This window comes from Streptomyces actinomycinicus (genome assembly GCF_016741775.1).
GTDB lineage: Bacteria > Actinomycetota > Actinomycetes > Streptomycetales > Streptomycetaceae > Streptomyces > Streptomyces actinomycinicus.
This window is the reverse complement of record NZ_JAERRK010000015.1, coordinates 161725-174165: the sequence shown is the minus strand read 5'-3', so window position 1 is coordinate 174165 and position 12441 is coordinate 161725. Positions and strand designations below refer to the sequence as shown.

The 12441-nt window shown below is 71.2% G+C and carries 10 protein-coding genes; 1 reads left to right on the top strand and 9 read right to left on the bottom strand.

The features are described from left to right. Positions 1-128: 128 nt before the first annotated feature. The 9 genes from aroB to JK359_RS26005 form a co-directional block, all read right to left on the bottom strand. A complete protein-coding gene (gene aroB / locus JK359_RS26045) occupies positions 129-1220 on the bottom strand; it encodes a 3-dehydroquinate synthase (RefSeq protein ID WP_201840378.1) in 1092 nt (363 codons plus the stop codon). Next, positions 1217-1735 carry a shikimate kinase gene (locus JK359_RS26040; protein ID WP_201840375.1) on the bottom strand — a complete coding sequence of 173 codons (519 nt, stop codon included), beginning with the start codon at positions 1733-1735 and terminating at the stop codon, positions 1217-1219. Before JK359_RS26040 ends, aroB begins: the two co-directional genes overlap by 4 nt. Next, positions 1732-2916, bottom strand: coding sequence for a chorismate synthase (gene aroC, locus JK359_RS26035; RefSeq protein ID WP_201840372.1), 1185 nt, complete (start codon positions 2914-2916; stop codon positions 1732-1734). Before aroC ends, JK359_RS26040 begins: the two co-directional genes overlap by 4 nt. Before the next feature lie 166 nt (positions 2917-3082). Beyond that, positions 3083-3922: a shikimate dehydrogenase gene (locus JK359_RS26030; protein ID WP_201840370.1), complete on the bottom strand. Its 840-nt coding sequence runs from the start codon at positions 3920-3922 to the stop codon at positions 3083-3085. A 304-nt stretch (positions 3923-4226) separates the two neighbouring features. Continuing rightward, on the bottom strand, positions 4227-5888 hold the full coding sequence (mltG, locus tag JK359_RS26025) for an endolytic transglycosylase MltG (protein WP_201840367.1): 1662 nt from the start codon (positions 5886-5888) through the stop codon (positions 4227-4229). 122 nt (positions 5889-6010) lie between these two features. Beyond that, positions 6011-6475, bottom strand: a complete 465-nt coding sequence (ruvX, locus tag JK359_RS26020) for a Holliday junction resolvase RuvX (RefSeq protein WP_201840365.1) — start codon at positions 6473-6475, stop codon at positions 6011-6013. A 9-nt stretch (positions 6476-6484) separates the two neighbouring features. Then, complete coding sequence (alaS, locus tag JK359_RS26015; RefSeq protein ID WP_201840363.1) at positions 6485-9157, bottom strand: alanine--tRNA ligase; 2673 nt, start codon at positions 9155-9157, stop codon at positions 6485-6487. After that, positions 9157-9504, bottom strand: coding sequence for a hypothetical protein (locus JK359_RS26010; protein WP_201840361.1), 348 nt, complete (start codon positions 9502-9504; stop codon positions 9157-9159). The genes alaS and JK359_RS26010 overlap by 1 nt, the downstream gene beginning before the upstream one ends. A 16-nt stretch (positions 9505-9520) precedes the next feature. Next, the gene (locus tag JK359_RS26005) at positions 9521-9958 is read right to left on the bottom strand and encodes a DUF948 domain-containing protein (RefSeq protein ID WP_201840359.1); all 438 of its coding nucleotides are present in this window, start codon (positions 9956-9958) and stop codon (positions 9521-9523) included. A gap of 153 nt (positions 9959-10111) precedes the next feature. Here JK359_RS26005 and JK359_RS26000 point away from each other — a divergent pair, with 153 nt between their 5' ends. Further along, the gene (locus JK359_RS26000) at positions 10112-12430 is read left to right on the top strand and encodes an ATP-binding protein (RefSeq protein WP_236678430.1); all 2319 of its coding nucleotides are present in this window, start codon (positions 10112-10114) and stop codon (positions 12428-12430) included. Positions 12431-12441 lie beyond the last annotated feature (11 nt).

The following is a 12441-nucleotide window of genomic DNA, read 5'->3' as shown; positions in this document are numbered from 1 at the left end:
GCAGCGGGGGCGCGCCCCCGCTCCTCACCGAACGGTACCGTCCCCGGCCGTCGTTTGGTGAAACGGCCGGGGACGGTCGGAAGTGCCCGTTCCGGAAGGGAGACCGGACGCGGCCGGAAGTCCGGGGCCTACTGGCCGACTTCCCCGTAGGCGGCGAGCAGCACGGCGGGGTCGGGACCCTCGAGCAGGGTCGGCCTGGCCAGACCGTCCAGGACGACGAAGCGCAGCATGTCGCCGCGGGACTTCTTGTCGACCTTCATCGTCTCCAGCAGCTTGGGCCACTGGTCGTAGCGGTAGTGCAGCGGCAGCCCGACGGACTCGAGGACCGTGCGGTGGCGGTCGGCCGTCGAGTCGTCCAACCGGCCCGCCAGCCGGCCGAGTTCGGCGGCGAAGTGCATGCCGACGGCGACCGCGGCGCCGTGCCGCCACTTGTAGCGCTCGTTCTTCTCGATGGCGTGACCGAGGGTGTGGCCGTAGTTGAGGATCTCCCGCCGGCCGGACTCCTTCAGGTCCGAGGAGACGACCTCCGCCTTGACCCGGATCGACCGCTCGATCAGCTCGGCGGTGTGCTGGCCGGCCGGGGTCCGGGCGGCCTCGGGGTCGGCCTCGATCAGGTCCAGGATCACCGGATCGGCGATGAAGCCGGCCTTGATGACCTCGGCCAGGCCGGAGACGTAGTCGTTGACCGGGAGGGAGTCCAGCGCGGCCAGGTCGCACAGCACGCCGGCCGGCGGGTGGAAGGCACCCACCAGGTTCTTGCCCTCGGCGGTGTTGATACCGGTCTTGCCGCCGACCGCCGCGTCCACCATGGCCAGCACGGTGGTCGGGACGGCCACCCAGCGCACCCCGCGCAGCCAGGTCGCGGCGACGAACCCGGCCAGGTCCGTGGTCGCGCCGCCGCCCACGCCGACGACGACGTCGGTGCGCGTGAAGCCGGACTGGCCGAGCGCCTTCCAGCAGTAGGCGGCGACCTCGGCGGTCTTCGCCTCCTCCGCGTTGGGGACCTGGATCGCGACGGCCTCGTACCCCTGCTCGGCCAGGTCGGCACGGAGCGCGTCGCCGGTCTCGGCCAGGGCCTCCGGGTGGATCACCGCCACCCGCTTGGCCTTCGGGCCGATCAGCCCGGCCAGCTCGCCCAGGAGTTGCCGGCCGACCAGCACCTCGTAAGGGTCGGTCCCGGCGCTGCCCGCGACCTGGATCCGGGTGACTGACTCGCTCATGCTTGCTTCAACTCCAGTGCGTCGAACGCTGCCTGCGTGACCTCTTCGGGGGTGCGACCGTCCGTCGGGACGACGGCGGTGGCGACCTCCTCGTACAGGTGCCGGCGCGCCTCCATCAGTTCGCGCCACTGCTTGCGCGGGTTGACCGCGAGCAGTGGGCGCGCCACGTTGAGGCCGGTCCGTCTGACGGCCTCCTCGACCTCCATCGAGAGGTAGACGACCCGGTGGCCGGCGAGCAGCGCACGCGTGTCCGGGTCCAGGACCGCTCCGCCGCCGAGCGCGACGACGCCGTCGTGCTCGGCGAGCGCGGTCCGCACCGCCCGCTTCTCCATGGTCCGGAAGACGGGCTCGCCCTCGTCCAGGAAGATCTCGGAGATCTCCCGTCCCTGCTCGGCGACGATGTCGTCGTCGGTGTCCCGGTAGCCGACGCCGAGGCGTTCGGCGAGCAGCCGGCCGACGGTGGACTTGCCGACACCCATCGGGCCGACCAGAACGACGGCTGGCACGGCGCTCATCGGATCGCGAGGTTGTCGAGGTAGGACTGCACGTTGCGGCGGGTCTCGGCCACGTTGTCGCCGCCGAACTTCTCCGCGACCGCGTCCGCGAGCACCAGCGCGACCATGGCCTCGGCGACGATGCCGGCCGCCGGGACCGCGGAGACGTCCGAGCGCTGGTGGTGGGCCTGGGCGGGCTCGCCGGTGGTGACGTCCACCGTCTGCAGGGCCTTGGGCACGGTCGCGATCGGCTTCATGGCCGCGCGCACCCGCAGCAGCTCGCCCGTGCTCAGCCCGCCTTCCGTGCCGCCCGCGCGGCCGGAGACGCGCCGGATGCCGTCGGGCGTGTTGACGATCTCGTCGTGCGCCTTGGAGCCGGGCACCCGGGCCAGCTCGAAGCCGTCGCCGATCTCCACGCCCTTGATCGCCTGGATGCCCATCAGCGCCGCGGCCAGTCGCGCGTCCAGCTTGCGGTCCCAGTGCACGTGCGAGCCCAGGCCGACGGGGACGCCGTAGGCCAGCACCTCGACCACGCCGCCCAGCGTGTCGCCGTCCTTGTGGGCCTGGTCGACCTCCGCGACCATCTCCTTCGACGCGTCCGCGTCCAGGCAGCGCAGCGGGTCCGCGTCCAGCTTCGCCACGTCGGCCGGGGTCGGGTACACGCCCTGCGGAGCCTTCACGGAGCACAGCTCCACCACGTGCGAGACGATCTCGACACCGGCCGTCTCCTTCAGGTACGACCGCGCCACCGCACCGAGGGCCACCCGGGCCGCGGTCTCCCGTGCCGAAGCACGCTCCAGGATCGGGCGGGCCTCGTCGAAGCCGTACTTCTGCATGCCGGCGAGGTCGGCATGGCCGGGCCGCGGCCGGGTCAGCGGGGCGTTGCGGGCGAGGCCGGCGAGTACCTCCGGGTCGACGGGGTCGGCCGCCATGACCTGCTCCCACTTCGGCCACTCCGTGTTGCCGACCATGATGGCGACCGGGGAACCGAGGGTCAGGCCGTGCCGGACGCCACCGAGGAAGGTGATCTCGTCCCGCTCGAACTTCATCCGCGCACCGCGGCCATAACCGAGCCGCCGCCGCGCCAGGTGATCCGCCACCATCTCGGTGGTGATCGGCACGCCGGCGGGAAGGCCCTCCAGCGTCGCGACAAGTGCGGGACCGTGGGACTCACCCGCGGTCAGCCAACGCAGCCTGCTCAACGAAGCTCCTCAGTGTTCGCGCCCGGTCACTGCCCGCCGTGCGCACGTCCTCGCGTACGGCGACGGCGCCGCCGGGTGCGCGACCCCGGTACGCCACCTCTGATCCTCCCACGTCCGGTGTCCGCGATGGCCGCCGGTCCAGCAGACGGACGGGTACGGGGGGCTGTCAGCGGGCGGCGAGCGCCTTCTCGCCGGCCCGGCGCATGGCCTCCAGCGGGGCCGGGGCGCGTCCGGTCATCTGCTCGCACTGGAGTACAGCCTGGTGGACCAGCAGGTCGAGTCCGCTGACCACGGCCCCGCCGAACATGGACCAGCGGGCCGCCAGCTCGGTGGGCCAGGGCTCGTAGAGCACGTCGAAGAGGGTGGCGGGGCGCTCGGGTACGGCGGCGGCGAGGGCGTCGGTCGTCCCGGCGGGCGTGGTGGCGATCACCAGCGGGGCGCGCAGTGCCTCGGCGGCGTCGGCCCAGTCCGCCGTGCGGACCTCCACGTCGAGGCGCTCGCCCCACTCCCGCATCTCGGCGGCGCGGGCCTCGCTGCGGACGTAGGTGACGACCTCCCCGGTGCAGATACGGGCCAGTGCGGCGAGGGCGGAGGAGGCCGTGGCGCCGGCGCCGAGGATCGCGGCGGAGTCGACCTGCTCGATGCCGTGCTCGCGGAGGGCGGCCACCATGCCCGGGATGTCGGTGTTGTCGCCGAGTCGGCGGCCGTCCTCGGTGAAGACGACCGTGTTGACCGCGTCGACCGAGGCGGCGATGTCGCTGACCTCGTCCAGCAGCGGGATGACCGCCCGCTTCAGCGGCATGGTCAGGGACAGCCCCGCCCACTCCGGTCCGAGCCGGTCGAGGAAGCCCGGCAGGGCGGTCTCGTCGACCTCGAAGCTGTCGTACGACCAGCCGCCAAGTCCGAGCGCCTCGTACGCAGCCCGGTGCAGCACCGGGGAGAGGGAATGGGCGATCGGCTTACCGAGCACGGCGGCACGACGGCCCTCAACTGCCTTCAGTGTCATGGAAAGCTGCCCTCGACTTCCGCGGGGTTACATTGTCCGGCCTTCCGTCTCTCCCGGTCGGGAAGGCTGGTGAATCGCCGCCATCAGGTAGCGGGTGCGCTCCGCAGGAACTCGTCACGCATGCGAGTCAAGGGAGATACGGCGACGAAGAGACTAAACCTTGTCGGGCCTGCAGACGCAGCTGCTCGCCAGCACCTTGCCATTGTTACCGGTGCAAGCTTCCAGGCGAACCGGCCCGTGCCAGGCTCCTCCTACCCCATTCGCACCGCTCGGCCCTCACTGGGTAAGTGACCGCACGCTGCACTCAGTTCTTGTTCCTCCCCGCATTCCACTCGTCGACCAGCTTCTCGTGGTCCGCGAGCGTCTTCGTGAACTTGCTGGTCTTGCCGTCCATCGAAATGAAGTAGTACCAGCCGTCGTGCGTCGGGTCGAGGGCGCCCCTGAGCGCCTCCTCACCGGGGTTGTCGATGGGCCCCGGCGGCAGGCCCTTGGCGAAGTACGTGTTGTACGGGTTGTTGTACCTGCGCAGCGCGGAGATGCTCAGGTCGAGCTTGCTCTGGTTCTTCACGTAGTTGTACGTGGAGTCGAACTCCAGCCGCCCATAGGTCTGCGGGTTATCCAGTTTGAGCCGGTTGTAGACGACCTCCGCCATCTTGCGGAAGTCGTCGTGACTCGTCCCCTCGGCCTGCACCAGGCTCGCCACGGTAAGCAACTGCCAGGGGCTTACCAGGCCGAGCGCCTTGGCTTTGTTTTCCAGACCGAGTTCTTTGTACTCGGCGGTAGCCTGGGACACCATCTTCCTGAGGACGTCCTCGGGCTTCTGCCCCTTGGTGACCGCGTAGCTCGAGGGGTAGAGGAAGCCTTCCAGCGGGTCCTTGAGACTCGCGTGGTTCATCGCCCAGGCGGGCAGCCCGAGGTGCTTGTACTCGTGCTTCGCCACGCGCGCCGTAGTGCCAGCGGCCACTCCGAGGCGCTTGTCGATCAGGGCGTAGACCGCCGTATTGCGGAGGCCTTCGGCGATGATCAGGTTGCTGCGGCTCTTAGGATTCAGCAACATCTCCACCGCACTCGCGCCGGACATCTCCTTCTCCAGGGTGTACACACCGTCCTGGAGCGACTTGCCGTCAGGGTTCGCCTGCAGTGCGGAGACGAAGGCAGCAGCGCTTTCGACGACGCCCGCATCCTTCAGCTTCTGGCCGATCTCCCAGCCCCCCGCACCCTTGGGGATCTCCACCGTGACCTGCTCACCGTTTCCGCTGCCCGCGTAGTCAGGCGCCGCGCCGAAACGATTTTGGTAGTACTTGTAGCCGAAGTAGCCGACTCCGCCGAGGCCGCCGCCGAAGACCAGGACGACCACCATGCAAGCGCAGCCGGTGCGGCCCTTCTTGTTCTTGACGGGCTTCTTGCCCTTGCCGCGCCGTTCGCGCCGGCTCTGCAGCTCGTGCTCCTCGCCGTCTTCCTCGTCCTCGCCTCCGGCGATGACGGCGTGCTCCTCCTCGGCGGGCGCCTCGGGCTCCGCCCCCGGCTCGGGTCGCCGGCGGCTGGGCGGCACCGGCGGCGGGAAGGCCTCGTCCGTGCCGTAGAAGTCGGGCTGTTCCCCGCCGTAGGCCGCGGGCTGCTGGCCGTACGGGTCACCCGGGTCGGGGGCGTACGGCACGTGCCCGTGGGTTCCGGTCGCGTCCCAGGTGCCCTGGTGGAAGTGCTGCTGGGCGGTACCGGCGTACTGCGGGTCGTACGCGGGCCGGCCCTGTGCGTCGTAGTACTGGTGCTGCTGCCCGTCGTAGCCGGGCTGCTGCTGCTGGCTCCAGTCGCCGTACTCCTGCGGCTGCGGATAGTGCTGTGGCTGGCCGCCGTAGGGGGACTGCTGACCCGCCTGGGCCTGCTGTCCTCCCCATCCGCCGTCCCCGTACAACGGGTCCTCCGGATGCCACGGTTCGGAGCCTGCGCCCCGGCCATACTCAGTCATCGATCCCCTAGAGCCGCGAGGCCGACGGTCCCGCGGCCGGTGGGCCGGCTTCCGTTCCGCCTCTTGCTGTGCCCCGGCTGTTCGAACACCGGCGCATCGCGCGGAACGTTACCGTATCGCGATCAGATGACCACTTCGACGCCTTCGCCGGGTGCTTTGCCTGACACCCGTTCGGATTCCAGGGCCTGCTGCAAAATGATGACCGCGGCGGCCTGGTCGATGACCGAGCGCCCCTTCTTCGACTTCACGCCCGAGGCACGCAGCCCCTGACTGGCCGTCACGGTCGTCATCCGCTCGTCGACCAGGCGGACCGGCACCGGCTCGACGCCCTTGGCCAGTTCCTGGGCGAAGGCGCGGACCTTGACCGCGGCCGGCCCCTCGCCCCCCTTCAGGGAGCGAGGGAGGCCGACGACGACCTCGATCGGTTCGTACTCCTCCACCAGTTGACGCAACCGGCGGTGGGCGGCGGGGATGTCCCGGCCCGGGACGGTCTCCACCGGGGTGGCGAGGATCCCGTCGGGGTCGCACGAGGCGACCCCGATCCGGGCGTCCCCGACGTCGATCGCGAGCCGACGTCCTCTGCGCATCGCTACGACCTACTTCGCCGTCTCGGCGACCAGGCGCTCGACGGCGTCCACGGCCTCGCCGACGGCGGCCGGGTTCTGGCCGCCGCCCTGGGCGACGTCCGGCTTGCCGCCACCGCCGCCGCCGAGGGTCTTGGCGGCGGTACGGACCAGGTCACCGGCCTTGAGACCACGCTCGCGGGCGGCCTCGTTGGTGGCGATGACCGTCAGCGGCTTGCCGTTGTTGACCGTGAAGAGGGCCACGACGGCGGCCCGGCCGCCCTGGATCCGGCCGCGCACGTCCAGGACCAGCTTGCGCAGGTCGTCAGGGGTGGTGCCGTCCGGGACCTGCCCGGTCACCAGGGCGACACCGCGCACGTCCTTGGCGGACTCGGCGAGGCCGGCGGCGGCCTGGAGCACCTTCTCGGCGCGGAACTTCTCGATCTCCTTCTCGGCGTCCTTCAGCTTGCCGAGCATGGCGGAGACCTTCTCGGGCAGCTCCTCGGGACGGCCCTTGAGCAGCTCGGTCAGCTGGTTGACGACCGTGTGCTCACGAGCGAGGAAGTTGTAGGCGTCCACGCCGACGAGGGCCTCGATACGGCGCACACCCGAGCCGATGGAGGACTCGCCGAGCAGCTTCACCAGGCCCAGCTGGGCGGTGTTGTGCACGTGGGTGCCGCCGCACAGCTCCTTGGAGAAGTCGCCGATGGTGACCACGCGGACGCGCTCGCCGTACTTCTCGCCGAACTCGGCGATGGCGCCCTGCTTCTTGGCCTCGTCGATTCCCATGACCTCGGCGTGCACGTCGAGGTCGCGGGCGAGCACCTCGTTGATCTTCTGCTCGACGTCGGTCATCACGGCCGTCGGCACGGCGGACGGGGAGCCGAAGTCGAAGCGGAAGCGACCGGGCTGGTTCTCTGAACCGGCCTGGGCGGCCGTCGGGCCGAGGGCGTCGCGCAGGGCCTGGTGGGTCAGGTGCGTGGCCGAGTGGGCGCGGGCGATGGAGTGCCGGCGGCGGGCGTCGATCGAGGCATGGGCCTTGGCGCCGACGGTCACCTCGCCGACCTGGACGACGCCCTTGTGGACGTAGACGCCCGGGACCGGCTTCTGGCAGTCGCGGATCTCGATGACGGCACCGGAGTCGACCTTGATCCGGCCGGTGTCGCCGATCTGACCGCCGCCCTCGGCGTAGAACGGGGTGCGGTCGAGGACGATCTCGACCTCGTCGCCCTCGGAGGCGGCCGGCGAGGAGACGCCGTCGACGAGGATGCCCACGATCGTGGTCTCCCCCTCGGTGTCGGTGTAGCCGATGAAGTCGGTGGCACCGGCGGCGTCGGCGATCTCGCGGTAGGCGCCCATGTCGGCGTGGCCGGTCTTCTTGGCCTGGGCGTCGGCCTTGGCGCGCTCCCGCTGCTCCTTCATCAGGCGGCGGAAGCCGTCCTCGTCCACGGAGAGGCCCTGCTCGGCGGCCATCTCCAGGGTGAGGTCGATCGGGAAGCCCCAGGTGTCGTGGAGCAGGAAGGCCTTGTCGCCGGGCAGAACGGTGCCGCCGGACTGCTTGGTCTCGGTGACGGCGGTGTCGAGGATGTTGGTGCCGGCCTTCAGCGTCTTCAGGAAGGCGTTCTCCTCGGCGAGGGCGACCTTCTCGATGCGCTCGCGGTCGGTGATCAGCTCCGGGTACTGCTGACCCATCATCCGGATCACGGTGTCGATCAGGTCCTTGACGACCGGACCGGTGGCGCCGAGCAGGCGCATGTTGCGGATGGCGCGGCGCATGATGCGGCGCAGCACGTAGCCGCGGCCCTCGTTGCCCGGGGTCACGCCGTCGCCGATGAGCATGGTGGCCGTGCGCATGTGGTCGGTCACGACACGCAGCGAGACGTCCGAGCCGTGGGCGTCGCCGTAGCGCACGCCGGTCAGCTCGGTGGCCTTGTCGATCACGGCCATGGAGGTGTCGATCTCGTACATGTTCTGCACGCCCTGCAGAATCATGGCGAGCCGCTCCAGGCCGAGGCCCGTGTCGATGTTCTTGCTCGGCAGGTCCCCGAGGATCTCGAAGTTGTCCTTGCCGATGCCCTCGCCCCGCTCGAACTGCATGAAGACGAGGTTCCAGATCTCCACGTACCGCTCGTCGTTGACGGCGGGGCCGCCCTCGACGCCGAACTCGGGGCCGCGGTCGTAGTTGATCTCGGAGCAGGGGCCGCAGGGGCCGGGGACGCCCATGGACCAGAAGTTGTCCTTCATGCCCAGGCGCTGGATGCGCTCCTTGGGCACGCCGACGACCTCGTGCCAGATCTGCTCGGCCTCGTCGTCGTCCTGGTAGACGGTGATCCACAGGCGCTCGGGGTCGAGGCCGTAACCGCCCTTGTCCTGGGGGCTGGTGAGCAGCTCCCAGGCGAGCTTGATGGCGCCTTCCTTGAAGTAGTCGCCGAAGGAGAAGTTGCCGCACATCTGGAAGAACGTGCCGTGGCGGGTGGTCTTGCCGACCTCTTCGATGTCGGGCGTGCGCACGCACTTCTGCACGCTGGTGGCGCGCGGGAACGGCGGCTTGACCTCACCCAGGAAGTAGGGCTTGAAGGGCACCATGCCGGCGGGGACGAGGAGCAGAGTCGGGTCGTCCGCGATGAGCGACGCCGAAGGGACGACGGTGTGCCCGCGCTCCTCGAAGAAGCTCAGCCAGCGGCGGCGAATCTCGGCCGACTCCATCAGTGGTCCTCATTCCGGTTGTACGAGTGCATCGGGGGGTCGATGTACTTCGGGTTGCTGCGGTTGTTCTCGATGGCGGTGTACCGCCGGGGGGCGGGGAGTTCCGGGTCGTTCTGGATGCCGAGGGCTTCCCCCAGCTCGGCCTCCCGCTGGGCCATGTTGTCGCGGACGTCGAGCGCGAAGCCGACCGCGCGGTCCTTCAGCCGCTGCCCGGTCTCCAGGGCCTTGTTCGCCGCGGTCGCGGCCAGGCTCTCCGGGGTCAGCTGCCTGAGCTTGCGGTTGACCTTGGTGGTGGCCCATACACCTGCGGCGACGCCGGTGGTGAACCAGAACGTACGGCGGAACATCGCTCGGTCTCAGTCCTTACTTCCGCTTGCGTCGTACGGCAGGGACCGTGCGGCCCACGATCACCGTACGCCGGGGCGACTTGGCAGGCACGTCCGTCTCCTTGCGTCCGCCGAGCGCGCGGCGGACGCCGTAGCCGAAGGCCGCGACCTTGACCAGCGGGCCGCCGAAGGTGGAGGCCACGGTGGTCGACAGCGCGGAGGCGTTGGAGGTGACCTCCTGGACGTCGGAGGCGATCGCGTCGACCCGGTCGATCTGGGTCTGCGCGGAGCGCACGGCCGCGGAAGCGTCGGCGAGCAGTGGGACCGCCTGGTCGGTCACGTCCGCGACGAGCTTGGTGGTCGCCTTGAGCGTCTGGGCCAGCCTCGCCAGGGCGACGGCGAGGAAGGAGACCAGGATCGCCCAGAAGACGGCCACCAGGATCCCGGCCACCTCTCCACCGGACACTGTGTGCACCCGCTCCCTGAAACGTGCCTGAGCATCGGAAAAGTCGTGCCCCGAGCCTATCGCGCCGGGGCGGAGGCTCCGTACCGGATTAGGGCGCTGCGCGGGCGGAGTTGCGGGAAGCGATTGTACGGAATGAACACGGTTCAGTACGCTCCGTGTCCCATGCGAGGTTCTCAGAGCCCCGGGCCCCGGGCGGACGGCGATCCGCCCCTCGAACTCACCGCGTTCGTCGGCCGCGCGGCCGAGCTGGCCGGGCTGACGACGGCACTGAGGCAGGCCCGGCTGGTGACCGTGACCGGGGTGGGCGGGGTCGGCAAGTCCCGGCTGGCCGTGCGGGTGGCGGCGCGGTGGGCGGCCGGCTCCCCCGGGCGGAGCGGGCCCTCGGCGTGCCGGGGGCGGGTGGAGCTGGCGCCGGTGCGCGATCCGCAGTTCGTGGAGTACGCCGTCTCGGAGGCGCTGGGGCTGACCGACCACACCGCCCGCACACCCCGGGAGACGCTGCTGGAGCATCTGGCCGGCCGGCGGGTGCTGCTGGTGCTGGACGGCTTCGAGCACCTGGTGGAGGCCTGCGCCGAGCTGGTGGCGGAGCTGCTGCGGAAGCTGCCGGACCTGCAGGTGCTGGCCGCGGGCCGGCGCCCGCTGGGCCTGGCGGGCGAGCGGTTGTTCCCGCTGGCGCCGCTCGGCGAGGACGAGGCGGTGGAGCTGTTCACGGACCGGGCCCGCGAGCAGGGCGTGCCGGTGACCGACGGACCGGAGGTCCGGGAGCTGTGCCGCAGGCTGGAGGGGATCCCGCTGGCGCTGGAGCTGGCGGCGGGCCGGCTGCGGGCGCTGTCCCCGGCGCAGCTGCTGCAGCGGGTCGACGACCGGTTCCGGCTGCTGACCGGCGGCGGCCGGGACGCCCTCCCCCGGCACCAGACGCTGCGCACGGCGATCGGCTGGAGCCACGAGCTGTGCACACCGGCCGAGCGGCTGCTGTGGGCGCGGCTGTCGGTGTTCGCGCAGACCTTCGACCTGGAGGCCGCCGAGTACGTGTGCAGCGGGGACGGGCTGGCCGCCGAGGACGTCCTGGACGTCCTGTCGGAGCTGCTCGCGCAGTCGGTCCTGTCCCGCGAGGAGAGCGCGGCCGGTCCCCGCTACCGGATGCTGGACACGGTGAGGGCCTACGGTGCCGAATGGCTGGCGGCCACGGGGGACGCCGGCCGGCTGCGCCGACGGCACCGCGACTGGTACCTGGGACTGGCGACCTGGTGCGAGCTGGAGTGGTTCTCGCCACGGCAGCGGGAGGTGGCCGCCCGTGTCGAGGCCGAACTACCCAATCTGCGGGCCGCGCTGGACTTCTCGCTGGCCGACCCGGACGAGGCGCATCTCGGCCAGTACCTGGCGGGATCGCTGTGGTTCTGCTGGGTGGGCTGCGGCCGGCTCGCGGAGGGCCGGCGCTGGCTGGAGCGCAGTGTGGAGCTGGACTCGGAGTACGAGCAGTCCCGGCTGAAGGCGCTGTGGGTGCTCGGCTACGTGGCGATCCTGCAGGGCGACACCGTGCCCGCGTTGCAGGCGCTGCAGGTGTGCCGGGAGCAGGCGGAACGGGTGGCCGATCCGACGGCGCTGGCGTACGCGGAGCACCGCGCCGGGTGTCTGGCCCTGGTCACGGATGACATGGCACGCGCAGAAACGCTGTTGCGGTCGGCGCTGGAGCGCTACCGGGAGATCGGCGAGCTGAACAGCAACGTGCTGATGGGCCAGGTGGAGCTGGCCATGGCCCGGGCCTTCCAGGGCGATCTGCCGGACGCCGTCCGGCTGTGCGAGGACGTGCGCCGGGTGTGCGAGGACCACGGGGAGCGGTGGGCCCGCTCGTACGCGCTGTACGTGCTGGCGTACGCGGCCTGGCTCGAGGGCGACCCTGCCGGGGCGCGGCAGCTGCTGGCGGAGTGCCTGGGCAACACCCACGCCTTCCGGGACCTGCTGGGCTCGGTGCTGTCCATCGAGCTGCTGGCGCTGGTGACGGTGACGCAGGGCGATCCGGTGGAGGCGGCGGTGCTCCAGGGTGCCGCAGGCCGGTTGTGGCCCTCGGTCGGGCTGCCGCTGTTCGGTTCGGCGTACTACAACGCCCCGCACGAGCAGTGCGAGGCAGCGGCCCGCAAGGCGCTCGGCGACGTCCGGTACGCGGAGTGTCTGCGGGAGGGGGCCCGGCTGGACCGGGAGGCGGCGGTGGCCAGGGCGCTGCGGCACCGGGAGGTGCGGCCGCTGTCCGCGATGCCGGCGCCGCGCGGGCCGGTGTCCCAGGGCGGCGGCGCGGCGGGGGAACCGGGTGGGCCGGGTGGGGGCGAGCCGGGGGAACCGGGTGGGCCGGGTGGGGGCGAGCCGGGTGGACGGGGCGGGGGCGAGCCGGGGAGTCGCGGCGGGGGCGAGCCGGGGAGTCGCGGTGGCGGGAAACGCGAACCCGCCGCCTCGCCCACCCGGAAGGGCGGGGAGACGGCGGGCTGAGGTGCTGCGCC